Source organism: Colwellia sp. MB02u-9 (genome assembly GCF_014077085.1).
Lineage (GTDB): Bacteria > Pseudomonadota > Gammaproteobacteria > Enterobacterales > Alteromonadaceae > Cognaticolwellia.
This window is the reverse complement of sequence record NZ_JACGVF010000069.1, coordinates 187,171-213,662: the sequence shown is the minus strand read 5'-3', so window position 1 is coordinate 213,662 and position 26,492 is coordinate 187,171. Positions and strand designations below refer to the sequence as shown.

20 protein-coding genes, 3 tRNA genes and 1 riboswitch are annotated in these 26,492 nt (G+C 39.3%); of the genes, 7 read left to right on the top strand and 16 right to left on the bottom strand.

Annotated features, from left to right (window positions below; genetic code table 11):
- Positions 1–6 precede the first annotated feature (6 nt).
- The gene (locus H4J65_RS03535) at positions 7–735 is read right to left on the bottom strand and encodes a hypothetical protein (protein ID WP_182195580.1); all 729 of its coding nucleotides are present in this window, start codon (positions 733–735) and stop codon (positions 7–9) included.
- Positions 736–1,016: 281 nt separating this feature from the next.
- Between H4J65_RS03535 and upp the strand changes: the two genes are divergently transcribed.
- Positions 1,017–1,643, top strand: coding sequence for a uracil phosphoribosyltransferase (gene upp / locus H4J65_RS03530; RefSeq protein ID WP_182195577.1), 627 nt, complete (start codon positions 1,017–1,019; stop codon positions 1,641–1,643).
- A gap of 151 nt (positions 1,644–1,794) precedes the next feature.
- Here the strand turns inward: upp and H4J65_RS03525 are convergent, their stop codons facing one another.
- The 3 genes from H4J65_RS03525 to H4J65_RS03515 all read right to left on the bottom strand — a co-directional run bounded on the left by H4J65_RS03525 (position 1,795) and on the right by H4J65_RS03515 (position 6,433).
- Positions 1,795–3,012, bottom strand: a complete 1,218-nt coding sequence (locus H4J65_RS03525; RefSeq protein WP_182195574.1) for a serine hydrolase — start codon at positions 3,010–3,012, stop codon at positions 1,795–1,797.
- Positions 3,013–3,384: 372 nt separating this feature from the next.
- Positions 3,385–4,683: a phosphopyruvate hydratase gene (eno, locus tag H4J65_RS03520; RefSeq protein WP_182136163.1), complete on the bottom strand. Its 1,299-nt coding sequence runs from the start codon at positions 4,681–4,683 to the stop codon at positions 3,385–3,387.
- 112 nt (positions 4,684–4,795) lie between these two features.
- Positions 4,796–6,433 carry a CTP synthase gene (locus tag H4J65_RS03515; RefSeq protein ID WP_182136164.1) on the bottom strand — a complete coding sequence of 546 codons (1,638 nt, stop codon included), beginning with the start codon at positions 6,431–6,433 and terminating at the stop codon, positions 4,796–4,798.
- 246 nt (positions 6,434–6,679) lie between these two features.
- Here H4J65_RS03515 and H4J65_RS03510 point away from each other — a divergent pair, with 246 nt between their 5' ends.
- Positions 6,680–7,258: a DUF4202 domain-containing protein gene (locus tag H4J65_RS03510; protein ID WP_182195570.1), complete on the top strand. Its 579-nt coding sequence runs from the start codon at positions 6,680–6,682 to the stop codon at positions 7,256–7,258.
- A 125-nt stretch (positions 7,259–7,383) separates the two neighbouring features.
- Here H4J65_RS03510 and H4J65_RS03505 read toward each other — a convergent pair whose 3' ends face one another.
- Both H4J65_RS03505 and H4J65_RS18265 read right to left on the bottom strand, forming a co-directional pair.
- The gene (locus H4J65_RS03505) at positions 7,384–7,743 is read right to left on the bottom strand and encodes a YbaN family protein (protein WP_182195567.1); all 360 of its coding nucleotides are present in this window, start codon (positions 7,741–7,743) and stop codon (positions 7,384–7,386) included.
- A 201-nt stretch (positions 7,744–7,944) separates the two neighbouring features.
- Positions 7,945–8,163, bottom strand: coding sequence for an ATP-binding cassette domain-containing protein (locus tag H4J65_RS18265; protein ID WP_404851935.1), 219 nt, complete (start codon positions 8,161–8,163; stop codon positions 7,945–7,947).
- A gap of 244 nt (positions 8,164–8,407) precedes the next feature.
- Here H4J65_RS18265 and H4J65_RS03495 point away from each other — a divergent pair, with 244 nt between their 5' ends.
- Both H4J65_RS03495 and H4J65_RS03490 read left to right on the top strand, forming a co-directional pair.
- A complete protein-coding gene (locus H4J65_RS03495) occupies positions 8,408–8,626 on the top strand; it encodes a hypothetical protein (RefSeq protein ID WP_182136168.1) in 219 nt (72 codons plus the stop codon).
- A gap of 1 nt (position 8,627) precedes the next feature.
- Positions 8,628–8,849, top strand: coding sequence for a hypothetical protein (locus H4J65_RS03490; protein WP_182185300.1), 222 nt, complete (start codon positions 8,628–8,630; stop codon positions 8,847–8,849).
- Between the two features lie 57 nt (positions 8,850–8,906).
- On the opposite strand, the gene H4J65_RS03485 is transcribed toward H4J65_RS03490, so the two are convergent.
- On the bottom strand, positions 8,907–11,249 hold the full coding sequence (locus H4J65_RS03485) for a GNAT family N-acetyltransferase (RefSeq protein ID WP_182195559.1): 2,343 nt from the start codon (positions 11,247–11,249) through the stop codon (positions 8,907–8,909).
- Positions 11,250–11,601: 352 nt separating this feature from the next.
- On the opposite strand from H4J65_RS03485, the gene H4J65_RS03480 reads away from it, so the two are divergent.
- Both H4J65_RS03480 and pdxH read left to right on the top strand, forming a co-directional pair.
- Positions 11,602–11,781 (top strand): PA3496 family putative envelope integrity protein, encoded by a 180-nt coding sequence (locus tag H4J65_RS03480; protein ID WP_182136171.1) that lies wholly within the window; start codon positions 11,602–11,604, stop codon positions 11,779–11,781.
- Positions 11,782–11,929: 148 nt separating this feature from the next.
- Positions 11,930–12,583, top strand: coding sequence for a pyridoxamine 5'-phosphate oxidase (gene pdxH / locus H4J65_RS03475; RefSeq protein ID WP_182185302.1), 654 nt, complete (start codon positions 11,930–11,932; stop codon positions 12,581–12,583).
- Between the two features lie 143 nt (positions 12,584–12,726).
- On the opposite strand, the gene H4J65_RS03470 is transcribed toward pdxH, so the two are convergent.
- The 8 genes from H4J65_RS03470 to alaS form a co-directional block, all read right to left on the bottom strand.
- On the bottom strand, positions 12,727–13,854 hold the full coding sequence (locus H4J65_RS03470) for a sodium ion-translocating decarboxylase subunit beta (RefSeq protein WP_182136173.1): 1,128 nt from the start codon (positions 13,852–13,854) through the stop codon (positions 12,727–12,729).
- Between the two features lie 8 nt (positions 13,855–13,862).
- On the bottom strand, positions 13,863–15,635 hold the full coding sequence (gene oadA, locus H4J65_RS03465; protein ID WP_182136174.1) for a sodium-extruding oxaloacetate decarboxylase subunit alpha: 1,773 nt from the start codon (positions 15,633–15,635) through the stop codon (positions 13,863–13,865).
- A 9-nt stretch (positions 15,636–15,644) separates the two neighbouring features.
- On the bottom strand, positions 15,645–15,917 hold the full coding sequence (locus tag H4J65_RS03460) for an OadG family transporter subunit (protein ID WP_182136175.1): 273 nt from the start codon (positions 15,915–15,917) through the stop codon (positions 15,645–15,647).
- Positions 15,918–16,838: 921 nt separating this feature from the next.
- Positions 16,839–16,915: transfer RNA gene (locus tag H4J65_RS03455), tRNA-Arg, on the bottom strand.
- Positions 16,916–17,031: 116 nt separating this feature from the next.
- A tRNA-Arg gene (locus H4J65_RS03450) sits at positions 17,032–17,108 on the bottom strand.
- Positions 17,109–17,254: 146 nt separating this feature from the next.
- Positions 17,255–17,347, bottom strand: a tRNA-Ser gene (locus H4J65_RS03445).
- Between the two features lie 204 nt (positions 17,348–17,551).
- Positions 17,552–17,749 carry a carbon storage regulator CsrA gene (csrA, locus tag H4J65_RS03440; protein ID WP_085304221.1) on the bottom strand — a complete coding sequence of 66 codons (198 nt, stop codon included), beginning with the start codon at positions 17,747–17,749 and terminating at the stop codon, positions 17,552–17,554.
- 711 nt (positions 17,750–18,460) lie between these two features.
- The gene (alaS, locus tag H4J65_RS03435; protein WP_182195556.1) at positions 18,461–21,085 is read right to left on the bottom strand and encodes an alanine--tRNA ligase; all 2,625 of its coding nucleotides are present in this window, start codon (positions 21,083–21,085) and stop codon (positions 18,461–18,463) included.
- Between the two features lie 771 nt (positions 21,086–21,856).
- Between alaS and H4J65_RS03430 the strand changes: the two genes are divergently transcribed.
- Positions 21,857–25,351, top strand: a complete 3,495-nt coding sequence (locus tag H4J65_RS03430) for a hypothetical protein (protein ID WP_182195552.1) — start codon at positions 21,857–21,859, stop codon at positions 25,349–25,351.
- Between the two features lie 111 nt (positions 25,352–25,462).
- On the opposite strand, the gene H4J65_RS03425 is transcribed toward H4J65_RS03430, so the two are convergent.
- Positions 25,463–25,723, bottom strand: a complete 261-nt coding sequence (locus H4J65_RS03425) for a hypothetical protein (protein ID WP_182195548.1) — start codon at positions 25,721–25,723, stop codon at positions 25,463–25,465.
- A 632-nt stretch (positions 25,724–26,355) separates the two neighbouring features.
- A riboswitch (cyclic di-GMP riboswitch) is annotated at positions 26,356–26,431 on the top strand.
- Positions 26,432–26,492 lie beyond the last annotated feature (61 nt).

The window sequence follows — 26,492 nt, the reverse complement described above, 5'->3', positions numbered from 1 at the left end:
TTAAAATCAATTGTCAGGCAAATTTACCCTAGGTTGTTTGAAATTACGCCAATTAATGGTGCAAGACAATAACAATTCTCGCAATGAAGGCATAATTGGCTGCAATTTCTGACCATTTTCCCAACGATGCCCAGCGCATGCTGCGCTCATTACTTTTTTCGTTGGCTTGAGTAAATTCACTTTATGACAAGTTACTTCGCTCTCTTCCTCACTATCTGCTTCAATGTCTGCCTCACTTGCTCTGTTATGCTCATTTTTTGCCTTGTTACCTGCACCGTGGACCGTTTCGTTATCCGTTAAATAAAACCAGCCATAAACATTGGTTCGAAATTGCTGTTTTTCTAAATCAATTCGGTCGATACAATCGAGCACAATATGGCCATTTAACGCGATAGGCACCACTAAACCATGCACTAGCTGTTGGCTCTTATACCAAGCAATAACAGTTTCATCATAAGCCGATAATTGGCTTATTTCAGGTGACGTAGCCACTTGCTTAGCTAACCAACTGGCATTTTGAATATCTAATTCCAGTGGTGTTTGTGCCTTTAATAACGCGAATGCTGTACGTTTAACATAATGAGGTAAGCTTTTAATTCTGCCTTGTAAACTTGCTAGCGCTAAACATTCATTGCGGGCTAAGGTGATTAACTCTCGTTCATAAAGGGCATTACACAGCTCAGCAAAGTCTGATGACTGCTGCTGTGATTGCCATAATAATGATTGAGTGACCATGAATTTAATGACTACTTTAATTAACGCTGATAATTTAAGCATACTTGATTGTGGTTAAAGATAAAATCGCTAAAGCTGATCTGCGCATTGTTTTACCTATAGCATTACGGGTAATAACGACTTATACAGGGCTATTATTTTTAACGGTGTTTTTTTAAGATGTACGACAGCGGTTAAACAAATCTGCGCCAACATGAGTTTAAATTTTAGACCAAACGAGCATTTACAAGTGGTTTGGGTATAATATAAAAATAGTTTCCCCGCCAGTTTTGGAGTAAATAATGAGCGTAATTGAAGTAAAGCACCCCCTAATTAAACACAAACTCGGCATAATGCGTGAAGCCGATATAAGTACCAAGCGTTTTCGCGAACTTGCCTCAGAAGTTGGCTGTCTATTAACCTATGAAGCCACTAAGCACCTTGAAGTAGAAACTAAAACCATCAATAGTTGGAATGGTGAAATTCAAGTAGAACAAATTAAAGGTAAAAAAGTCACCGTTGTCCCTATTTTACGTGCAGGTTTAGGCATGATGGCCGGCGTTTTAGAGCTGATTCCTAGCGCCCGTATCTCTGTTGTTGGTATGTATCGTAACGAAGAAACACTAGAGCCAGTGTTTTATTTTGAAAAATTAGCGGGGCAAATTGAAGAACGTCTTGCCCTAGTGATTGACCCCATGCTAGCGACAGGCGGCTCTATGATAGCCACAATCGACTTATTAAAAGAGCGTGGTTCCAACCATATCAAAGCCCTAGTTTTAGTGGCTGCGCCAGAAGGTATAGCCGCGTTAGAAAAAGCACACCCTGATGTTGAGCTTTATACCGCCGCTGTTGATGACTACTTAGATGACGCAGGTTATATATTGCCAGGTTTAGGTGATGCGGGTGATAAAATTTTTGGCACTAAGTAGTTACTATAACTCAGCGACTTAAAGGTGCTATCTGCAGCATCTTTAAGGTGTTTAGCTCAATTTTTGTTGCGATAACAAACATCGAATATAGTATTTAAAAAGTGGTCGAAAAAACTCAAGTGTGCGCTTGGTAACCCTGTTTATTGGTTAACTACGGCATTGCGACCAGTTTATTAGCTATTTTTTTCATCGCTATCGCAGCATTATTGTCCATACCTCTATTCATCAAAATAATAAAACCATCTTTCTTATTAGGGTCAAAATATAAGGCAGTAAAAACCCCTAAATCAGCGCCCATATGCCCGATTAATCCCATGCTATTATCTCGCCAAAAAAAACGTTGTTTATCTGAAATATCCTTAGGTAATTGTAACCTTAGCATTTCTTCATACATAGCATCTGACAGCAGTTTATGACCTAATGGGTCTTTATTTTCTAGCACAGCAACTAACAGCTTGCTCAAGTCTTTAATACTGCTACGTATACCACCATCTGGATATTGTGGGTTACCAAAGTGAGGATAAGCGACAAAACGCTTACTTTCTGAAGGTGGATTAAAATAACCACTAATAAACAAGTTTAACTCGGCCGACTCAGTGTCACTGCAAATAGCCAGAAATGGAATACACTGTTCAACCTCATAGGGCACAGCAATTTGTGTTAACGACAAATCATGCAATAACCAACTGGTATCCTGCATACCTAATGGCTGAAAGATATGTTGCTGACTATATTCGGCTAAGGTGATACCGGTTGTTACTTCGACTAAATATCCGGCTAGGCCAGCGGCTAAGTTACTGTATTTCCTTTTAGCACCTGGGGCATTATTTAAAAAATATTGCCCTTGGTTATAGTTTTTTCCTGTTGGGGTTAACAAAGATTTAAGGTGTTGTTCTAATGAAATATCAGCATCTTTATTGATGGCATAACTGTCAACATCATAATAATCCGCGATACCTGAGGTGTGGGTAACCAAATGTCTTAGGGTTATTTTTTCATGAGTTATATGAGGATTATCGATTTTAAATGGCAGATAGTCGTTAATGTCTCGGTCTAAAGCTAATGTTCCTTGTTCTACCAACTGCAACAACACCAAGCCCATAATCGGCTTACTAATAGAGGCTATATTAAATAATGTGTTTTCTGTCACTGCTGTGTTCAACTCGACATTAGCTTTACCATAAACTTGTAAAAAAGTGACTTTAGCGTTTGAAATTTTAGCTATGGCTAAGCCCGGAATAGCAGCTTCTTGCATCAAAGCAGGGATATATTTTTCAATATTCTCTATGTTATCGCTAACCGCTTTTTGCTTAGGCAAGAGATACCAAAGCAGTGGCAATAACAAAATAATAAGGACAGCTTTTTTCATGGTTTAGCTCTATGGCTTAAAATACAATATCAGCATCAGCAAGATACAGGCCAAACATAACAAGCTGATTTCATGAACTTTATTTTAAGGTAATAATGATAATTTTGATAAAATCATAAATACTGGCAAATCTGACGACTTATTCACAAGTCTAATATCCAGTAAAGGCGCTGTATTAAAACACTGTGGTGCAGGCAAGGTAAGTCGTACCAAAATTAATGAGTCGGCTTAAAGCCTGATGGTCACAAAAAAACCACTCATAAGAGTGGTTTTTTTAATATTTAATAACGCTTAAATTAGCCGCGGGATTTTGCTACCACAGGTAATAACCCAACTAGCAAACGTAAGCGTCATCACACAAAAAGTTTATGATTATTGGCCTTTGACTTCAGACAAGCCGTTAAATATAGCTTTATCACCTAAAAACTCTTCAATGCGTAATAACTGATTGTATTTAGCAACACGGTCTGAGCGACATAAAGAACCGGTTTTGATTTGTCCTGCGGCTGTGCCTACGGCTAAATCAGCAATAGTTGAGTCTTCAGTCTCGCCTGAGCGATGTGAGATCACGGCGGTAAAACCAGCGTCTTTCGCCATTCTAATCGCTGCTAAGGTTTCTGTTAATGTACCAATTTGGTTGAATTTGATTAAGATAGAGTTACCAATACCTTGCTCAATACCACGGGCTAATATTTTAGTATTAGTGACAAATAAATCATCACCAACAATTTGCACTTTATCGCCAAGTAGATCGGTTTGGTATTTAAAGCCATCCCAGTCTGACTCGTCCAAGCCGTCTTCAATTGAAATGATCGGGTATTGCTCACAAAGACTTGCTAAAAAATCAGAGAATTCGTTGGCCGTAAATTGCTTGCCTTCACCTTTTAGGTCATAAATGCCTTTTTCTGCATCATAAAATTCAGAAGCAGCACAATCCATCGCTAAGGTGACGTCTTTACCTAATTCGTAACCTGCCGCGGCAACCGCTTCTTTAATGACTGCTAAGGCATCAGCATTTGAGGCTAAATCAGGGGCAAAACCACCTTCATCACCCACAGCGGTATTTAAACCTTTTGCAGACAATACTTTTTTCAAAGCATGGAAAATTTCAGCGCCCATACGTAGCGCTTCTTTAAAGCTTTTCGCGCCAACCGGTTGTACCATAAATTCTTGGATATCAACGTTATTGTCAGCATGCTCGCCGCCATTGATAATGTTCATCATAGGTAAAGGTAGTGAGTATTGACCTGGCGTACCATTAAGATCGGCAATGTGCTCAAATAATTGTACTTTCTTTTCCATTGCAGCCGCTTTTGCGTTCGCTAAAGAAACGGCAAGAATAGCATTTGCACCGAAGGTTTCTTTATTTTCTGTGCCGTCTAAATCAATCATTATTTGATCTATGTTTGCTTGCTCTAAAGCACTTTTGCCTTTCAATGCGTTAGCAATCGGATTGTTAACCGCAGCAACGGCTTTTAATACACCTTTACCTAAGTAACGTGATTTGTCGCCGTCACGTAATTCAAGTGCTTCACGAGAGCCAGTTGATGCGCCAGAAGGAGCAGCAGCTCGACCCCAAGCACCCGACTCTAAATAAACGTCAGCTTCAACTGTTGGGTTGCCACGAGAATCCATGATTTCGCGTGCGATAATTTTACTAATATTAGACATTATGTTCCTTATTCCTTACTAGCTAGGCTAGGCAGGTTATAAACGTTAAATTAAAGGTTAAAATTGCTTAAAAAAAACCGTAGCAATAAGCTACGGTTTTCATGAGTTTGATTTAACTTGCTTGCTGCTTTTGATGTTCAAAAGCAGCGGCGATAAAGCCAGCAAAAAGCGGGTGACCATCACGAGGAGTTGAATTAAACTCAGGATGGAATTGCCCAGCAATAAACCAAGGGTGATTAGGATTTTCAATCACCTCAACTAATGTTTTATCCGCAGATAATCCCGAGAACACTAAACCTGCTTTGCTTAATTGTTCACGGTAGTTATTATTTACCTCAAAACGATGACGGTGTCTCTCATAAATTGTTTCACTACCATATACGTCATATGCCTTGGTACCTTTCATAATGTGACACAATTGTGAGCCTAAGCGCATGGTTCCGCCTAAGTCAGATTCAGCATTACGGTATTCAACTTTACCTTCTTCATCTAACCATTCGTTGATTAAGCCAACAACTGGGTAAGGTGTTTTGGTATTAAACTCGGTACTGTGTGCGTCAGTTAAACCGGCAACATTACGGGCATATTCAATCAATGCCACTTGCATACCTAAACAAATACCCAAATAAGGTATTTTATTTTCACGCGCATATTGTGCGGTTAGAATTTTACCTTCAACACCACGTTCGCCAAAGCCACCAGGGACTAAAATAGCGTCCAAACCTTTAAAAAGCTCAACCCCTTTAGACTCAACGTCTTGTGAATCAATATATTGAATTTTAACTTTTACTTGGTTTTTAATGCCGGCATGCTTTAACGCTTCATTAACTGATTTATATGCATCAGGTAATTCGGTATATTTACCGACCATACCAACAACCACTTCACCTGATGGGTTAGCTTCTTTATAAAGTACTTGCTCCCAATCAGATAAGTCAGCTTCGGGAACATCAAGGCCAAAACGCTTAACCACTAACTCGTCAGCGCCTTGCGCTTTAAGTAAGGCGGGCACTTTATAAATAGAGTCAACATCGCGCAATGAAATAACCGCTTTTGCTTCGACATTAGTAAATAGTGAAATTTTAGCGCGTTCATTAGCGGGAATAGCACGCTCACTTCGACAAACTAAAATATCTGGAAAAATACCGATTGAACGTAATTCTTTCACAGAATGCTGGGTAGGTTTAGTCTTGATTTCACCGGCGGTAGCAATATAAGGCACTAAGGTTAAGTGCATAAACATCGCACGTTCTCGGCCTAATTCTACCCCTAACTGACGGATAGCTTCTAAGAAGGGTTGTGATTCAATGTCACCCACAGTGCCGCCAATTTCAACCATGGCAATATCGTAGCCTTCAGCACCTTCAATCACTCGACGTTTAATGTCGTTAGTAATATGAGGAATAACTTGAATAGTGGCACCTAAAAACTCACCTTTACGCTCGCGCGCTAGAATATCTTGATAGATACGGCCCGTAGTGAAGTTATTACGCTTGGTCATTTTGGTTCGAATGAAACGTTCGTAGTGACCTAAATCTAGATCGGTTTCTGCTCCGTCTTCGGTAACAAAAACCTCACCATGCTGAATTGGGCTCATTGTACCCGGATCAACATTAATATAAGGGTCAAGCTTAAGCATGGTAACTTTTAAACCACGTGCTTCGAGAATTGCGGCTAGTGATGCTGCAGCAATACCTTTACCAAGAGACGATACAACGCCGCCAGTAACAAAAATATATCTAGTTGTCATGCGATACCCAGAGTCAGGAAAAACAGAAATTTTGCACTAAATTGATTTGATGTTTGGTTAACAAATAAATTTAGTAGGACGGGAAAACATTATACTGAAAAGCCGTGTACACAACAATATGATCAAGGCATCTAGTTGCACAAAATTTCATTTAAATACTCAATATTGGCCTTAAAGCATGATTGTATATATTAAAAAACGGGGTAAACTGGTGTTTTCCTTTGCAAAAAATAAAAATTAATCATTATGACTCAACTACAAAAAGTATTAGATGCTATCGACACCATAAATAAAGCCGATATCAACACCACGATTGTTGACGGCATTAGCCAACCTAAAGAGCTTTTGTACGGTCAATACATGACAGCTTGCCTTGAAAAATATTGGCCAGATGCCAGTGAAAATTTACAGGTTGCGGTTCGTGCACAACACGTAAAACGCTGGCACTTAAAACGTACCGACTTCGCCATTGGCAAAAAAGGTTATTTAACCTGGCGTAAAGAATTAGGTGTTTTTCATGCGGCTACCGCTAAAGCCCTAATGCTTGAGCATGGCTATAGTGAAGACGCCGCTGAAACTAGCGCGACGATTATTCGTAAAGAAAACTTAAAATCGAACAGTGAAAGCCAAACCTTGGAAGACGTAGCCTGCTTAGTGTTTTTACAATACTATTTTGATGCCTTGGCCGCTAAACATAAAGAAGAAAAAATCATTCGTATTTTACAGCTGACCTGGCGAAAAATGTCAACGCAAGGCCAAGAAATTGCCTTAAGCTTAACCTTACCGCCCCATTTAGCGCAGCTGGTGGTTAAAGCACTGGCTTAGTGCTTTAACCTGTAATATTCAACATTTATTCCCCCTGAGCTTTTGGCTACTTGTTCAGGGTTAGCTTTTTCAGGGGTAGATTTTTCAGGCGATTTACCTGCTGGCCTATAGTTTGTTAATGGCATTCACAGATTGCTATTAGAAGTAGGTAAACGCCAAAGAAAAATAAATGGCCAGACAACCAAGGCAACCACTAACACCTTTAACCAAATCGTAGGCAAAATATAACCCGACCACAATACAGCAACAACCATTGAACTTAAGGCTAGCACTTTTGCGCGTTTTGGAATGCAACGAGATTGCTGCCAATGATAAATCAATGGCCCAAACACTTTATTGGCTAATAGCATGTTATACAATCGCGGCGACGACTTAGCAAAACAGGCGGCGGCAACCAATAAAAAAGGTGTGGTGGGCAATAAAGGTAAAAAAGCGCCAATAAAAGCTAATGCCACAAAAAACATTCCCACTATCTTTAACAACATAACGTTATAGTACCCTCAGACTTGAGTTAAAATCCGCCGTTAATCTTCAATTAACTAGCGCTCAGTATTTCAGCCAAATAAATAAGCCCCTAAGATTAAAAAGACCGCGTTCATTAGCATCAAAATGGCTACATGGTAACTGATATCCGCTAATATTGCCGCTTCAGTGATCATTTTACGCGCACTAGCCACTAAATAGATTTAAGGTTTCTTTAATCGTAAGAAAGTCTTATAAGGCGGTATGCTGAAATACAATGCCAACTTTTTGCGATATTGACTCATCAATGGGCTTAGCGTAATAAAACACTGGCCTTTGCTCGCTTTGATAATACCTTTCATGATTTCTATAGCAGTAGTTTTGCCAACACCCTTGAGTCCGAGCAAGCCAAAACAATGACCTTTTTGAATCACAAAGTTTATATTGTGTACTGCAACAACATATTTATAACGATTGGTTAAGTGCTCAACGCAAAGTGCTCAATGCGAATAACTTATTGCAGGGCACGCCTCAATATAACCTAGCTTGTTTTCTAACCGTTCACTTAACCTATTAATACCAACACAGAGACACCCACAAATGATAATAATTATCATTTGCATTTAGTTGTGTTTTCAATTATTGTTTTTAACAAAGCTGTTTTATCAAAAATATTAAGGATGAATAATGGGATCAAGACAGATAAATGAAGGCTGTAGAGGTAAAGTCAAAGTTGAAATTTCAGCTTTATTGTTAGCAAAATTAATTAGCTCAGGCGCGTTAACAGGCCATAACTGTAGATGCCTAGACAACAATGCCCGTAGTACCTTATGGCAGTCGTTGCTGAACTTAAGTATTAATTCAACAACTAATTTAACGACTAACTTAAAAAGCGCGGAGAAATAAAATGACCACAGAACCACCTATTGTTGATATTTACTATTTGGAAGCTTGGCTAGAAACCTTCGTTTGTTGCTGCAAGCCATCAGCAAACAAACAGTCACTGGCAAAAATATGTGTTGCGATCAATGCAATTATGCAACATGAAGACTTTGATCAAATAGCTGATCATTATTGCAGCTATCATAAAATGAAAAATTATTGGCAATGGCGTTACGACCTTGCTTAATACCCAGTTGATTAATGACCTGTGCATTTTTAATCAACTGGGTATAACACTGACTATTTACAATTTATGGGCTAGCACTTGATGAGCCCTAATATAATTGATTAGGTGTAGGTTTAAGGCTTTTTTACCGGTAAAACCATACTGTTGGCAAACTTTTTCAATACTATGTTTTTGTAAAATACGCGCAACTAAGGGTAATACTTCAGGGTTAAACTGTTCCGTACAATGCCTTAATAGCCATTGGTGTAGCGCATAAACACAGCTGCTAAATTGACGTTGGCCAGAAGTAAAGTCGTTAACGCTTTGCAAAATATCACGCGCTAGTACCGACGTTTTCAACGTCTTATTACCCTTGAGCAATTGCCAGACTAATTTTGCTGGCATATGGGTAAACTCATCGGTTAGCCAATAATCAAATTGTTGGTAAAACTGCTCAACAATCACTTGCTGTAAGTGGCTAGCATTAGGCGTTAAGGCTTTAGTCACCAAACAAGAGTGCTCACCACTGGCTTTGTCTTTACTAAATCCTACTCGGGCAACGGCGAAGCCAGCTTGCTGCCAAAACTTGAGCAAAGTAGCGTTGCCCGCAAAACTAGCGCCAATAAAGTCTATGCCTTGGCGTGTAATATGGCGTTCAATAGCACTTAAAAAGTGTCTACCTAAGCCTTGCCCCTGAAATTGAGGATGTATCGCAATACGCATCACACGTTGATAACTATAATTAAAACTTTCCTTAATACCACAATGCATCAGTAATGATTGTGGTAAAAATTGATCGCGTAACCGACGCTGATTCTCACGAATTAGCTCAACCAGTTTTTCATCTGCATGCCCTTCTCGCATCAGCATAACAACACCTAAAATATCGTTTTCACGTTTAAGTACAAACAATGATATAGCGCTATTGTTTAGCAGTAACTTTAGATCACTGGGTGAGGTTTGATAGTGAGCTGTTACTAACACCGCAAAAATTTGCTGTAAAAGCGTTTCGTTTTGCAGTAGTTGTGCGGGGGTAACAAGCTCGGTCACTAGCTTATATTGCGAAAGTAAATCACTTTGCGCTTGCACGTTATTAGCCAGACTTTCAGCCCCAACTTTAGCCTCACTCTTGATCTCACTTTTGCTCTCTCTTTTAATTTCAGGGATAGCATTATTCATGGCTAAGAAAGTGTTAGGGTAATTAGGCAATTTGGCGTTTAGCAAACAACTAGCAAAAACGAATTGCTCGAGCGGATCATCACTTGCCCAGCGAATAGCTTCATTAATGTGCATTTTGCGCCAATTCGGCATCAATCGCTGCAGCACCAGAGCAAACTTAAGACTAAAGCCGCGACCTGCGCCTTCATAACCATGAATAGTCGTGGCAAATATTAAGCGATGATAATGACTGAGTAATTGCTGCAAAAGATAAACAGGCAAAGCGGCAGCTTCATCAACCATGACTATACTGGCTTCGGGTTGCTCTTTTAACAGCACATCGATAGCATAAAAAACAATACTGCCGTTGGCATGCTCAACACTATTTATACCCACTTTGGCATCAGGCAAGTGTGTTTCAACTTGCTGAAAAAAAACGTTAAGTGCTGATTTACTTGCCGCCGTGATGATGATTTTTAGTGGCTGTTTAGCATTAGCCAACATTTGACACGCAGCCAGAGCTAAAGCTGAAGACTTACCCCGACCACGATCTGCGGTTAGTACCAAAGGCCTATCTCTATGACCCGACAATACCTTGAGCATAGCCTCGACCGCTAACACTTGTTCTTGAGTGAAACAGCCGTATGGCAGGTTTTTCACTTGCTGAGCAGTGCTTAATTGTCCATCGTCAACAAGATTGTCTTGCGCTGTTTTATTGAAAGACAATAACGCTGGAAGTTCGATTTTATCTTGTTTAATGAAATAACCATGTTCAGCGGATAATTGCAGCATAAAACGTTGAAGGAAATAATCTTGCGATTGTGCCTGGTTAACTTGTTCGACTTGCGACGGCTTTAATAAAAGTAAAAATACGCCACCAGCCACTAAAGTGCCCGAAAGCGCGGCAAAGGCATCAACATCAAAATCACTGTCGACATGGCGGGAATCATGCTCATCAACCTTACTTTCTACCGCAAATACAATAACGTCTTGCTCAGTACCTAAATACTGAGCATAATTTTTTCGATTGACTGAAATTAACTGATTAGCGCGGCTAGCATGCGCAAGTTCACCATAGACAAGACCTTGTTTATCGCGCTTCTCGTTTGACTCTTGGGCGGATAAAAATAAAGTTAAACTTGTCTCAAGCTGTTCAGTAGTCCAAGCAGCATCACCCACTAACACCACTAAACTACGCCAGCGCTTAGCCTGATTTTTTTTCTGTAACTGCAAACACCAGTGAGAAAAACTTTCTTTTGACATGCTATTTAACCTTAAGAAGTATCTTGGCTAACACCAATAGATATATACCCAATTCATTGCGAGGTGCAGCTTAGCAGAGCACTGATCTAAGCACTAATCAAAGCTAAATAACTGTACGGTAGAAAATCATCACTTTAGCATTTTTAGTACAACATTTTTTTAGAATAAAAATAATTAGTTGAAAATCTACCATTAGTTGCCTATGTTCAAATTATCTATCTTTGTTAGATTTACTATGATGACAATCATGACAATGAGTACGATTAAATTTAACCCTTAGCTAGCATTAACAGGTTTAAGCCACTATTTATTGTAATTACAGAAAATACTGTAAAAGCCTTAGGTATAAAAAATGTGCGACGATTTCACAGATGACGCTAGCCTAAACTTCGAACAGGACAGTTATGACAAAGACTTGCCTAAAGGCAAGCAGGCCAAACATAACAGCGAAGTCAGAAAACGCATTGACGACTTATTAGCACAAAAACGCCTCAAAGCATTACTCGATGACATAGACAATTGGGATATCTAATCCATGAGGTGGCGCAAAGTTAAGTATTAACACTCGGTTAGAAGCCCACAATAAATATTATCGATAATATTTTATCAGTAACGATTTGTTTATCACATAAAGCTGATATTATTAGTCTAATATCTACGCTACTTAATGATCCTACATTATGACTTTATTTGAAAAATTGCGCTGCTTATTTACCTTTGGTCAAGGCGTTGCCTTACCATTACCACCCATTGATGAAAATGCCGATCCTTTTTCATTATTTAAACTTTGGTTTGATGACGCCAATAAGTCGGGTGTTTTACTGCCTGAGGCAATGTCTGTCAGTAGTGTAAGCCAAGACGGGCAACCAAGCTGTCGTATGGTGTTATTAAAAGAGTTTAACCAAGATGGTTTTATCTTCTATACCAATTACAGCAGTAGAAAGAGCCAAGAATTAAATAAAAATGACAAAATTGCACTGCTATTTCACTGGAATGTATTGCAACGTCAAATTCGCATTGAAGGCTGTGTTGAAAAAATCAGTGCTGAGCAGTCAGCAAAATATTTTCATAGCCGTGATCGCGGCAGCCAAATTGGCGCTTGGGCATCAAAACAAAGTAGCGAAATTCAAACTGATACTGAACTGGCTGATAGCGTTACTTATTACACCAAAAAATTTGCTGGCAAAGCAGTACCTTTACCTGAGTTTTGGGGTGGCTGGCGCATTAAACCAAACTATATAGAATTTTGGCAAGGGCGAGCGAGTCGTTTGCATGACAGAGTTTGTTTTAAACAACATAACAATCAATGGAAAAATTTCAAACTGCAACCTTAAACGCCATAACCTTAAACATAGTAGCCTTAAACTTAGTAGCCTTAAACACATTAACAATTTAATGCCACTAAGTGGGTTCACCCATGCCATCACGCAAAAAAGGAGCACATAGCTCCTTTTTTAATATTGTGTCTGTTGTAAAGTTATCCGACTAAAGCTAACAATATACCGGCAGCAACCGCTGAGCCTAACACACCAGCAACGTTTGGCCCCATCGCATGCATAAGTAAGAAGTTATGTGGATTAGCCTCTAAACCAACCTTGTTAGCGACACGAGCAGCCATTGGCACTGCCGATACACCCGCGGCACCAATGAGTGGATTAACTTTTTCTTTAGCAAATTTATTCATTAGCTTCGCCATTAACACACCCGTAGCAGTACCAATAGAAAATGCTATTGCGCCTAACGCGAGTATGCCTAAAGTTTTAGCATTTAAGAATTGATCAGCGCTTAACTTAGAACCAACACCTAATCCTAAGAAGATAGTGACAATATTAATTAACTCATTTTGTGCTGTCGAACTTAGGCGGTCTACCACGCCACACTCGCGCATTAAGTTACCCAAACAAAACATCCCCACTAACGGCGTTGCTGCCGGTAGAAAGAAAATTGTCATCATTAAAACGCCAAGTGGGAAAATAATTTTCTCAACTTTTGTGACATGACGTAATTGCGCCATCTCAATTTTACGTTCATCTTCTGTGGTTAATGCTCGCATGATTGGCGGTTGAATAATTGGTACTAATGCCATATACGAATAAGCGGCAACAGCAATCGCCCCCAGTAAGTCAGGAGCAAGTTTTGACGCTAAAAATATCGCGGTCGGACCATCTGCTCCGCCAATGATAGCGATAGCTGAGGCATCTTTCATAGAGAAGTCTAGACCAACAAAGTTCAACGCTATGGCACCAAACAAAGTGGCGAATATGCCAAATTGCGCAGCAGCACCTAATAACAATGTTTTAGGATTAGCAATCAGCGCGCCAAAATCTGTCATGGCACCAACGCCCATAAAGATCAGTAACGGGAATATGCCGGTATCAATTCCAGCGTAGTAAATGTAATGCAGCAAACCACCTACTTCAGAAAAGCCGGCAGCAGGAATATTAGTTAAAATAGCACCAAAACCCATCGGCACTAATAATAGCGGTTCAAAGTTACGGGCAATGGCAAGATAAAGTAAACCACAACCCACTAGCATCATGATCACTTGGCCTAATTCAAAGTTTGCTAGGCCTGTAGACATCCACAATAATTTTAAAGAATCCATGGGTTATCCTATACCAAGCTTAACAAGATATCACCAACGGCGACTGAGTCACCTTCTTTGGTGTGAATAGCTGATATTTCACCGGCTGTTATTGCCCGGATTTCAGTTTCCATTTTCATCGCTTCCATAATGATAACCACTTCGCCTGCTTCGACTTCGTCACCTTCATTTACCAACACTTTAAAAATATTACCCGCTAAAGGCGCTTTTAAAGCTTCACCATCGCTTGAACTTGCCGCAGGTGCTTTGCTCGCAGGCGCAATAGTATCTATTGAACCTCCAGGGGCAACAACAACGTCAAAGACTTTACCGTCAACACTTACCGCGTAACTTTCAGGGCCAGTGTTTGTTGAACTCGTCGCTGGTGCTGCAGTCGCACTTTTAGCAGAGGCTTTAGTCGGTGCGGGCTCAAAAGCATCTGGGTTATTGCGATTGGTTAAAAATTTCAAACCAATTTGTGGGAACAATGCATAAGTTAGCACATCATCGATAGTGTCTTCAGCTAGCGTAATATTTTTCTCTTCGGCGATTTGTTGCAATTCAACCGATAATTTATCCATTTCTGGGTCAAGTAAGTCTGCTGGGCGACAAGTAATTGCTGCTTTGCCATCGAGCACTCTTGCTTGTAATTCAGCATCAACTGGTGCGGCAGTCTTACCGTACTCGCCTTTTAATACACCAGCCGTTTCTTTGGTAATTGACTTGTAGCGTTCACCGGTAAGGACATTTAATACCGCTTGAGTACCAACAATTTGTGAAGTCGGTGTCACCAAAGGAATATAACCCAGGTCTTTACGTACTTTTGGAATTTCTGTTAGCACTTCATCAAGCTTATCAGCCGCGCCTTGCTCTTTTAATTGACTTTCCATATTGGTTAGCATGCCACCAGGTACTTGTGCGACTAAGATACGCGCATCAATACCCCGCAAGCTACCTTCAAACTGGGCATATTTTTCGCGCACTTCACGAAAATAAGTGGCTACTTCTGCTAATTTAAGCATGTCTAAGCCAGTATCACGTGCTGTACCTTCAACAATAGAAACAATAGTTTCTGTTGGTGAATGGCCGTAAGTCATACTCATTGATGAAATAGCCGTGTCGATCACGTCAATATCTGCATCAATGGCTTTCATGTGTGTCGCAACACTCAAGCCTGTTGTGGCATGACAATGTAGTGCAATAGGTAAAGCAACAGTTTCTTTTAAACGGCTAATAAGCTCAGCGGCATCGTAAGGCTTCAACAGGCCAGCCATATCTTTGATACACAAAGAGTGTGCGCCCATGTCTTCTAGTTGCTTAGCCATGGTTAGCCAGCCTTCAAGGGTATGCACAGGACTCTCAGTATAACTTAAGGTTCCTTGAGCATGCGCGCCAACTTTTACCGCAGCTTTAATCGATGTTTGTAAGTTACGCACATCGTTCATCGCATCAAAAATTCTAAACACATCAATGCCATTAACGTGAGCGCGCTCAACAAATTTTTCTACCACATCGTCAGCATAATGACGGTAACCTAGAATATTTTGACCACGAAACAACATTTGCTGTTTTGTTTTTGGCATCGCCTTTTTTAGCGCTCGAAGACGCTCCCAAGGATCTTCACCTAAATAACGAATACAAGAATCAAATGTTGCGCCACCCCAAGATTCAATTGACCAATAACCAATTTCATCCATTTTAGCAGCAATGGGTAACATATCTTCCAAACGTAAACGTGTGGCGAGCAATGATTGATGGCCGTCGCGTAAGACGACTTCAGTTATTCCTAAGGGCTTAGTCATGGTCATTTCCTATTTCTGTGCAGAATGTTGTTGACGATATTGGGTAACAGCAGAAGAGATTGCTGCGACGACTGCCGGTGATACACCGTTGCCATCTTGTTTTTTATTGTTTTTTTTACTTGAGGCTCTACTTTCAACAATCGCATCAGGAAATTTTGTTGCCAACCTAACCAGCACAACCTTGATAAAAACAATCAGCAAACCTAAAAAGGTAAATACAAATACCATACCGGCTAGCATTAAAGTACCTGCTTCAATAAATAACTGTTGAAGATTTTCCATTTTTTTACTCTCAAGCAATTTTATATAATTAGAATAATCACTCCAATGTGTAAAAAGCAAACAAATTATTACAAATTGGTGAAAAAAAACAATGTCAAGCTAAAATAGTTCAAAAAAACAACTAAATCTAATGATATTTCGTCATTATTTTATACAAAATGGTATATCAAGTAAATTGTATACAATATCAAATCCATGAATAACGGTTATTAGAAAAAGAAAAACAAGGATATTATACAATATACAAAAATTAAAGCTGACACTAATTAACCACCTTGGTTTGCTTAAAAAAACTACATTAATCACAAAGAATCATTATTTCATGGTCAATAATAATCTAAAAAAACATCTACTGATTAGACTAAATAATGGCTTATTTAGACAGTATTAAAATAATAGCAATGCATATTTTTAGTTTCAGATAAATGTTGTTGATAATAAGAATGTCGATCAAAAGTTTTTTAAACTCACCTTTGGTTAGTTCAGAGGCAAGCCAATAACTATAAAAATACTCAACCAAATGAGTGTCTAAATTACACTGACTCAAAAAAAATATCCAATAGTCACAATGTTTCACACACTTTGCTTAAGCTAAATTGAATATTTATGGCACATTTATGGCACTTAGCCCACTGACACCTATTTGACTAATTAAGTGCTCTACTTTTTAATCCGGAACAATGACTGAATACAAGGCATAAAATTTAATCAGTCGTTATTTATCTTATCTTATAAATTTTTATGACGCTGTAACTTTTCATTTTAACCATTCAAAGTGAACAGGTAATTCATCAAGTCACTATAAATCCAACAGAGATAAAACTAGCTTTAAAATCTTTTTGAGGGAGGTTATCGCAGATAAGTGGTTGGCAATAAATTTTAGGCGAAAAAAAACCAGTCATTAGACTGGTTTTTTCAATGTGGCGGACGCGGCAGGAGTCGAACCTGCGACCGCCTGGTTCGTAGCCAGGTACTCTATCCAGCTGAGCTACGCGTCCGCAATAAACTGTTTTTTTATATCTCATGCTTAGGAGATGACAAACTTGTACAATATTCATTTTTTAACTAGCGTCAATACTTGCTAGTCTTTATTATTTAGCCACTTAAAGAAAAGTGGCGGACGCGGCAGGAGTCGAACCTGCGACCGCCTGGTTCGTAGCCAGGTACTCTATCCAGCTGAGCTACGCGTCCTCAAATCAAACCTGTTATTTATATCTCTGGTTCAAGAGATAACGAGCTAAACAATATTCCCTTAGGTAGACAACCTAGTAAATACTATATACACCCGCAGTGAACTAATTAACTATCGTTGTTCCTACGATGCCAATCTAAAAAATTGGCGGAGAGGGAGGGATTCGAACCCTCGATCCGGCTACAAACCAGATACTCCCTTAGCAGGGGAGCGCCTTCGGCCACTCGGCCACCTCTCCAATGGGGCGAATCATAAGGGATTATAAAAATAAGTCAAACTTTTTCCCGCTTTTATTCCTATTTACCGACTGTTTGGTGACAATTCAAACAACCCGGTCACTTTTCAAACGTTAACTAACGAAAAACACGCTGAAATGGTCTACCTAATTTTATTGCTAGATCAAAAAAGCCGACTGATGTCGGCTTTAATTATGAGAAAGTAATTAGATTTCATTACCTGAGGCTTCACCCTCACCTTTTTCAGATTGTATTCTCATATATATTTCTTCGCGATGAACCGAGACTTCCTTTGGGGCGTTAACACCAATACGTACTTGGTTACCTTTAACACCCAACACTGTCACTGTGACATCGTCTCCGATCATCAACGTTTCACCAACTCGGCGAGTTAATATTAACATCTTAATTTCCTTTATGTTTAAAAACGAGATCCACTAAATATATATAAGCTAGTAACAAATTAAATTTAGTCTACTATTTGCAAAAGTGCACTAATGTTCACAATAAGCATCTAGAATACTTATCAAACATTGACGATTCTATTCACCATATCGAATTTTCAATATTTAACAAAAAACTTGCAGAACAATCGCAGAATGCAATTGCAGCAATTACTGCTCATATTAACAACCTTCATGAAACAATAAACACTTTATAAGTAAGTTTTTGTAATTTTTCATCAAAAATATATGAATAACAACATGATAGTCACACCCTGTTAACAAAAGACCTTGAAGGCGGATAAAAAATTCGAGCTGATTGTAAATTATTATTTATATTCAAATAATAATTTGATGTATTTATACTTACAGCGAGTGCATTAAGTTAGTTCAGTGGAGAAAAATTTTGCAATGGATCTTATTGATGTTCCTGTCACACAAGCTCCTGAGCATCGACATACTAGGATATATTAATGCCATAGAGCCATTGGATGGCTAGGAACGACTATGCCCTCTAAATATAACGTACATGCTATTTATGCGCTCTTGTGCAGCTGTGGAGCCATGAATGGCTAAGAACGGCAATCCACTCGCCAGACTAGGTACATTCTATAGATAAAAAAAAGGGGCTAAAAGCCCCTTAAATTAATTTATTTACTTACTACCTAAATATTAGCTCAACTTATCCTTTAACCAGCTTTGTGCTGCTTTTAAGGCTGCTTCAATATTTTCTGGTTGGCTACCTCCGGCTTGGGCCATATCAGGGCGCCCGCCACCTTTACCACCGACTTCTTGCGCGGCAATATTAACGAGTTCGCCAGATTTTACTTGGCCAACAAGATCTTTAGTGACACCAGCAATTAAGCTCACTTTATCGTCACTGGTTGTGGCTAGTAAAATAATGCATGAGCCCATTTTATTTTTCAGGTCATCAACCATGCCACGCAATGATTTAGCCTCAACACCTGCTAAATTAGCCACAAGGGTTTTCACGCCATTAACGTCAATAGCTTGGCTGACTAAATCAGCACCGGCTTGACTGGCAAGTTTTTGTTTAAATTGTGCTAACTCTTTTTCAAGTTCTTTGTTGCGTAATATCACTTGCTCAACTTTACTGGCTACATTCACTGAGTCAGTTTTAACCAAGGCGGCAATAGTACTTAGCGTTTGTTCTTGTGCGGCAAAGTAGTTTAATGCGGCCTCACCTGTTACCGCTTCTATTCGACGCACACCGGCAGCAATGCCTGCTTCAGAGACAATTTTAAATAAGCCAATATCACCAGTTCGGTCAACATGCACGCCACCACAAAGTTCAGTAGAAAAGCCACCTAAGGTGACCACTCGCACTTCATCGTCGTACTTTTCGCCAAATAAGGCCATCGCGCCTTTTTCTTTCGCTTGGTCAATTTGCATTAAATTGGTTTCGCGCGCTAAATTGCCACGAATTTGCTCATTCACCATACGTTCAACAGTATTTAACTCATCGCGTGTGACGCCTTCAAAATGAGAAAAATCAAAACGGAGTTTTTCTGCATCACATAATGAGCCTTTTTGCGTAACGTGATCGCCTAATACTGTACGAAGACTGGCGTGTAATATATGGGTAGCGGTGTGGTTTTTAACAATAGCGGCACGACGTTCGCTATTAATTTGCGCGTTAACACGACTGTTTAAACCAATAGTGTTACGGGCAATACCTTTGTGCGCAAAGGCATGGCCTAATTTAAAGGTATCAGACACTTCAAATATGCCACCATCAAACTGTAATATGCCGCTATCACCAACCTGTCCACCTGACTCAGCATAAAATGGGGTTTTATCAAGCACTACAATACCGGTTTCACCGGCACTTAATTTTGCAACTGAGGCTTCATTGTTAAAGAGTTCAACCACAGTAGAAGACATTTCATGGCGGGTATAACCTTTAAATTCAGTCCGATGTTCTGACTTAAGGGTGTCGTTGTAGTCTGTGCCAAACTGGCTAGCTTTTTGCGCGCGAACACGTTGTTGAGCCATAGCGATATCAAAGCCGTCAAGATCAATATTTAAGTTTCGTTCTCGGGCAATATCAGCGGTTAAATCAGCAGGGAAACCATAAGTGTCATAGAGTTTAAAAACGTCATCGCCAGCGATAGTGTCGCCTTTAAGTGCTGATAAGGTATCTTCTAACAGCGCCATGCCTCGGTCTAACGTTCGACCGAACTGCTCTTCTTCTCTGAGTAAAACTTTCTCAATAATGGCCTGTTGCTGTACAAGCTCAGGATAAGCTTCGCCCATTTGCTCAGCAAGTGAGGCGACTATTTTATGGAAGAAAAATGACTTAGCTTCTAACTTGTGACCATGGCGAATAGCGCGACGAATTATACGACGTAATACATAGCCACGGCCCTCATTTGACGGCATAACACCATCAGTGATTAAGAAGCTACATGAACGAATATGATCGGCAATCACACGTAGTGATTTATGTGCTAAATCATTACATTCAAGTAAGGTAGCGGTATCACGAATTAAGCCTTGGAAAATATCGATTTCATAATTGCTATGCACACCTTGCATTATCGCTGAAATACGCTCCAAACCCATACCAGTATCTATTGACGGCTTAGGCAAGTTATCCATAGTACCGTCAGCTTGACGGTTGTATTGCATGAAAACTAAATTCCAAATTTCGATAAAGCGATCGCCATCTTCATCTGCAGAACCTGGAGGACCACCAAAAATTTCTTCTCCGTGATCATAAAAAATTTCTGAACAAGGGCCACATGGGCCGGTATCACCCATTGACCAAAAATTGTCAGACTCATAGGGTTTATCAACTGATTTATCACCAATACGAATAATTTTCTCTGCTGGCACACCAATAACCGTTAACCAATAGTCGTATGCTTCAACATCACTTTCATAAACAGTTACTAGCAATTTTTCTTTTGGTAATCCTAATACTGAGGTTAAAAATTCCCAAGAATAATTTATCGCTTCTTCTTTGAAGTAATCACCAAAGCTAAAGTTACCCATCATTTCAAAAAAAGTATGATGGCGTGCGGTGTAACCGACATTTTCTAGATCATTATGCTTACCACCGGCACGAACACAGCGCTGGGCTGACGTGGCTCGGGTATAACTGCGAATATCATCGCCAAGAAATACATCTTTAAATGGCACCATGCCAGCATTAGTGAATAATAAAGTCGCATCGTTACCAGGAACAAGCGAGCTACTCGCAATAATTTGATGCTGCTTAGATGCATAAAAGTCTAAAAATGCCTGACGCAATTGGGCACTAGTTTCAATCATTTAAATTTCCTAATTTTCGAAGAATATATCTGTTTAAGCGTTTAATAGTGTCATGGTTTAATCTGCTGAGAAACCACCTTGTTGCATAAAGCGCACTCTTTTGGCTTTATCTTTTTGATCTGTTATTAGGGACGCACCAATGTGCTTATTATACGCAAGCTCTGCTTGAAGATACCAATCTATTTAATCATTACTTGGTGATTTATCTACAAATTGACCATTAACACCTTTCCTGCCAAGTCACCTTCATTTCGCACTAACCTTAGCTTTAAGCTACTTACAGTTAAGAAAAAACACCAAAACACTCACCAAAACAAGCTTTACTTAGACAATACTCTGTAATGAACTAGTTTAAAAATAGCCTTGTGTCAGCAAAATTATACGCTAAAAAACTGATTTTTTTGCGCTAACTCTTTTGCTGAATTTTTACCTGCGTTTTTTCTGTGAGACCGCTGAGCAGTGGCTGTATTTAAAGGGAATGATGTGATCCAATTTTTTATTGGTAAATATTTCACTGAAAATAAACCGGTAAACAACAGAACTTATGCCCGAGTTAAGTCAGTAAAAAGTAAAAATCATCAATGATGACTAACCTTACCTAACGCCAATTAAATTTACATTATATTAATAAGTTTTACATCGCGTTAATAATCACGCAAAATAAAGTAAAATAAACGTGCAGAAATTTACATAATGAATGAGCCAACATTGAGCGAAATTCAGTCAAAAATAACAGCTAAGTGCTAGCGATTAATAAAAATAAGGACATGTATGAAGGGACAAATTAAAAACATGCGTTTAATATTGGTTATTTTATTTAGCTTACTATTTTTACAAGCATGTGGTGGTTCAAATGATACAACACCAACATTCAACATTAGCGCATCAGTTTCATCGGTCGCATTTACCCATGAATTTTTACAAACACAAAACCATACCATAGCCCTTGATGTTACCTTTGATGGTGATGGCTTATTACTCGGCTTCGCCCCTACCGCAGCGCCTGTAGCTTGGTTAAATTATCGCATTGCTAATCTAACCGACACCTCTGCCACTATTCATATTGATGTGGTTAACGCTGATAGAATCGCAGCGAACCTTTACGGTACCACCCTAAGATTATCCAGTGGCGATACGGCAACAACAAACTTAGTCCATGCCGATATTAATGTTTCATTACTGATTTGGCAGGCCCTTACCTACGATGATACTTACGGTGTTGACGCCATTGCCTCGAAAAACATTGCACTGAGCTCAAGCGCAGATAATTTAACCTTAGCCAGTTCAGTGCCTTGGCTCAGCCTTGAAAAAAGTTTTATTGATGGTGTAACAACCATTACCGCCACCCCTGATGTTAGTCACTTTAGTACCGCAGGCTTTTATCCTGCGACCATAGATATCACCAGCCCGCTAGGCACAACAGAGTATCCTGTTGAATTGAGCTTAGACAATATTCATTTATTTGCAGACAGAGCAACCGTTGCCCTAGCAAAAACCGCTAATATTAGTAACAACCAAACTACGCTTAACATTAATTCAAATAGTATTTTGCCTTGGGGCTGGCAAGCAACAACCGAAGCGGCGTGGTTAACCCTAACGCCTAACGCCGACACTAATGAATTAACACTGGTTGCCGACAGCACAGCCTTAGCGAATAACGCAACCACGATCGCCGAGATCACCCTAAGTGGCAATGAACAAACCACAGCGACGGCAGAAACTATTCAAGTGAGTTTTTATAAATCTGACTTACTCAGTGAAAATAACTCACTCAATATTGTCGCTAACGCTGATGGTGTAGTAACTAATCCTTTACTGCCACAGTATTATGTTGCCACCAACAATGAACTACGCAGCTATCACCTTTATACTAATGAATTATTATCCACAACCGTTATAGCGCCAGCAGATACTTTACTAGAACAGCTAATTATTCATCCCGATGCTAGCATGATGTTAGCAAAAGCGCTCGAAACTACCGTCATTGATGAAAACACCAGTGAAATCAGCATACATAGATATCAAATCAACCTCAGTGACATGAGCGTTGTTGAGTTAACTGATGTTGATATTACCAACGAACCGATAAAATTTATTCGCCTTAATGGTCGCTATTTTGTGGCAACCACCATTTTAGAATTTGCCGACGAAAACCTAATGCGTGTTGGCTTCGATGGCCCTAACGCCTTTTTTACCCAAGCCTTTAATGTTGCTGAACAAAATCAAACCCTATTCGCCTTAGACGTAAGCACTAGCGATGATTTAATGTCGATAAAGCGCTTAAATGTCAACGTGAATGATTTTGGCCGCAACCCCATCACCACAGAAATAAGCCACAGTTATCGACCTGAATTATTAGGTGAAAACGAGCAAATTAACGATTTCTATGTTACCGCTGATGAGAAAAATATTTACACGATTAGCCCAACAAGTGAATGGATAAGTTTTGATGGTACAACCTTTATCGACAATGGCGTGTTAAATAGCAATGCAGCCATGACTAATTTAGCGCTTGCGCATAGTGCTAATGATCGCCCTCACTATGTGAGATTTGACTCGGAAGTTGGTTTTAAAATCGATGTTTATAACGAACAACAAACCCTTGCTAACAGTATTGAGCTAGGTGAAAATCAACCCACCAAAATGTTAATTGCCAATGGTGATAACCGTGCAGTTTTAACATCAAGCAGTGCTGACAGCATAGATGTTATCACTTTAAGCCAAATTTCAAGCTCGGTTGAAACACTCGCCTTTAATACCACTTTTGGCAACAGCGCCATAGCAAAACAAACACTGACACTGTCAAATATTTCTGCTAATTGGCAAGCAACGGCCAGTGCACCTTGGCTGATACTAACACCGCAAAGTGATGACAATGGCGAGAGAATATTAATTGATATTGATACTAGTTTAATTACCGGTTGGGGCTTAATGACCGCCAGTATCTCGATATACGACCCCGCTAGTGGCACCACAAAAGTGATTACGGTTGATCTGGCTATTGATGCCATAAGGTTAAGTAGTAACTACCCGTCACTGGCTTTTAATAGTTTAGCCACCGAGCAAACACTCGTACATACCCTTGATATTTTAACCAACAGCGAAACTAATATCGCTTGGCAAGCCAGTACTGACGTTAGCTGGTTATCTTTATCAACTGACAGCACCAACAACACACTGACTATCACGGGCACACCCGCCAATATAGCGACTGACGGTGTTCATAGTGCGGTAATAACCTTATCACCGACTACCGCTGATACCGCGTTATTAGGCCGCATTAACGTCACCTTCAATAAAGGCGTCAATGATGCCAATGACCTTGATATCAGTAATATTAGCTTCAATACCTCAGGCCTGGTGCTAGATCCGATGCGACCTTACGTTTATATTGCTCAAGGCAATAAAATTAATACTTATCATGTTATTTCTGGCGCGTTAATTAACACCACAAGGTCACCATTAGTCGATGTCGATTTAACCAACTTAGTGATCCACCCTGACGGTTCAATGCTGTTAGCATCGAATAGCGAAACTTATTTAGATGAAGACGGGCTTGAAAAAACACGGATTAATCATTATCAATTTGACTTAAACAGTCATCAGTTTAATCAAATAAATAGTGACAAGATCACCATAGAATACCGCCCTCTGATGATAAAAATAATTGCTGGAATACCCCTTGTTATCACACAAACGTTGGAGTACGCCGACCTAAATTTAACGCGCCAATATTGGCTTCAAAACAATGCCTATTTCGTTTCAACCATTGCCCACGCCAATAGTGCAGATATATTTATGGTCTACAAGCAAGCAAGCACCTCACTTGAACGCTTTGCACTAAGTTATAACGCTTATGCCAGTGAAACGATATCAGTGATAAATGAGCCAGCCTATATCAATGCAGCCTTTACTAACTTATCGAGCTTTGCCATGAGTGATAACGGTGAGACGATTTATAGCGCTAATAGCACCAGCGAATGGGCAAGTTTTGACGGCACTATCTACACTGACAACGGCCGACTTCAAGGCAATGCTAATGTGCAAACCTTTAACAGCACCACAGATAGCGGTAACAACAGTTATTTCTATCGTTTTGATCCAACCTTAGGTATTACTTATAGTAAATATAACGCGGCTCAAGTAGAGCTTTGGTCAGAGGTTATAGCGGATGGCAGCGCTGAAAGTTACTTATTGCCAGCTTACCAACGCGTGCTGATTTATGATGCAGAGACATCAACCTTAAAGTTACGCTCTCACCCTTAGTTATAAGCTAAAAGATAGTGGTTGCTTTTACTGACCACATAAGTTGATAGGCAATGAACAAATAAAAAAACCGCATTTATGCGGTTTTTTTTGTGGTTTAAAAAATTGAGCTTAAAAAACTGAGCTTAAAAAATCTTTTTCTTCGTTTGTTAATTCCGTAAAAACATTAATATCGCTATCACTTTTGTCTTTTAAATTAATTTCATCCACCAGTATTTTTATTATGGTAATGCAAGCTTCTAAGGTCATTAAATGATTGCTATTATCTCTTCTGATAAAATCACCATCCCTAAGTAACCCTTTAATTAGTAATGCGTTTATTTCAAGGCTGCTATTTTTTTTCTGTGGTGTTATTAATACCAACTCATTCATAACCCTTTCTATTTTTGCATTATACATAGGAAAAATATTTAATAGATGAGAACAAATAGCCTTGCATTTTTACCTGGCTAAATTGGCAGAGAAAACCTGCTTGTTCTACAGACTCCACCACCCTCTCATTAAAAATTAGGATAAAAAATAATTATAAATTTTATAATTATTTTTTATCCTAATTTTCCCATGAATTAAGTAACAGATATTTTTACAAAAAATCAGCTTAATTACCCCGCCACTAGTCTATTTCTCCAACATTAACTTCGCCAGCCTGACATTTTTTATTGTTTAAAATGCGTTCAAAATGAGCGCTTATTTTTCTGATGTGACACTTTTGTGTTAATCCTTTCTCTTGCCTACTTTATGAGTTTACAAGCACTAGCGGTTCGATAACGACACTATAAACTGAGCTTGTACAATACAAGTTTTAAACTGTCTGAATATTCATCATAAGTAGCTAGTTTTAACATACACCATATTTGTGATACGGTAAGCCTAATAAATAATATAGCAAAGCTTAATTATCGATCAGTACAGAGATGTAACATAAGTCATTATCAGATAAACGCTTTTTATGGCGGTTATCTAATCTCGTTGTACTGTTTAGAAAGTAAATAAATTGCAAACCTATAAATAAATCGCAAACCTAGGGAAATCTAGGGACGCAAAGCTAAAGGGCCTGTAAAATGGTAGCCAGTTGCCGAGAGTGGATAAACACTTTTGTTTCCTGAGCTATTTTTTTATCTATGGTCTTCTTTATGAGGGC

What these genes read in the sequence shown, in the direction of transcription:
- H4J65_RS03535 (WP_182195580.1), bottom strand. Translation starts at nt 735, where the DNA reads ATGGTCACTCAATCATTATTATGGCAATCACAGCAGCAGTCATCAGAC.
- upp (WP_182195577.1), top strand. Translation starts at nt 1,017, where the DNA reads ATGAGCGTAATTGAAGTAAAGCACCCCCTAATTAAACACAAACTCGGC.
- H4J65_RS03525 (WP_182195574.1), bottom strand. Translation starts at nt 3,012, where the DNA reads ATGAAAAAAGCTGTCCTTATTATTTTGTTATTGCCACTGCTTTGGTAT.
- eno (WP_182136163.1), bottom strand. Translation starts at nt 4,683, where the DNA reads ATGTCTAATATTAGTAAAATTATCGCACGCGAAATCATGGATTCTCGT.
- H4J65_RS03515 (WP_182136164.1), bottom strand. Translation starts at nt 6,433, where the DNA reads ATGACAACTAGATATATTTTTGTTACTGGCGGCGTTGTATCGTCTCTT.
- H4J65_RS03510 (WP_182195570.1), top strand. Translation starts at nt 6,680, where the DNA reads ATGACTCAACTACAAAAAGTATTAGATGCTATCGACACCATAAATAAA.
- H4J65_RS03505 (WP_182195567.1), bottom strand. Translation starts at nt 7,743, where the DNA reads ATGTTGTTAAAGATAGTGGGAATGTTTTTTGTGGCATTAGCTTTTATT.
- H4J65_RS03495 (WP_182136168.1), top strand. Translation starts at nt 8,408, where the DNA reads ATGGGATCAAGACAGATAAATGAAGGCTGTAGAGGTAAAGTCAAAGTT.
- H4J65_RS03490 (WP_182185300.1), top strand. Translation starts at nt 8,628, where the DNA reads ATGACCACAGAACCACCTATTGTTGATATTTACTATTTGGAAGCTTGG.
- H4J65_RS03485 (WP_182195559.1), bottom strand. Translation starts at nt 11,249, where the DNA reads ATGTCAAAAGAAAGTTTTTCTCACTGGTGTTTGCAGTTACAGAAAAAA.
- H4J65_RS03480 (WP_182136171.1), top strand. Translation starts at nt 11,602, where the DNA reads ATGTGCGACGATTTCACAGATGACGCTAGCCTAAACTTCGAACAGGAC.
- pdxH (WP_182185302.1), top strand. Translation starts at nt 11,930, where the DNA reads ATGACTTTATTTGAAAAATTGCGCTGCTTATTTACCTTTGGTCAAGGC.
- H4J65_RS03470 (WP_182136173.1), bottom strand. Translation starts at nt 13,854, where the DNA reads ATGGATTCTTTAAAATTATTGTGGATGTCTACAGGCCTAGCAAACTTT.
- oadA (WP_182136174.1), bottom strand. Translation starts at nt 15,635, where the DNA reads ATGACTAAGCCCTTAGGAATAACTGAAGTCGTCTTACGCGACGGCCAT.
- H4J65_RS03460 (WP_182136175.1), bottom strand. Translation starts at nt 15,917, where the DNA reads ATGGAAAATCTTCAACAGTTATTTATTGAAGCAGGTACTTTAATGCTA.
- csrA (WP_085304221.1), bottom strand. Translation starts at nt 17,749, where the DNA reads ATGTTAATATTAACTCGCCGAGTTGGTGAAACGTTGATGATCGGAGAC.
- alaS (WP_182195556.1), bottom strand. Translation starts at nt 21,085, where the DNA reads ATGATTGAAACTAGTGCCCAATTGCGTCAGGCATTTTTAGACTTTTAT.
- H4J65_RS03430 (WP_182195552.1), top strand. Translation starts at nt 21,857, where the DNA reads ATGAAGGGACAAATTAAAAACATGCGTTTAATATTGGTTATTTTATTT.
- H4J65_RS03425 (WP_182195548.1), bottom strand. Translation starts at nt 25,723, where the DNA reads ATGAATGAGTTGGTATTAATAACACCACAGAAAAAAAATAGCAGCCTT.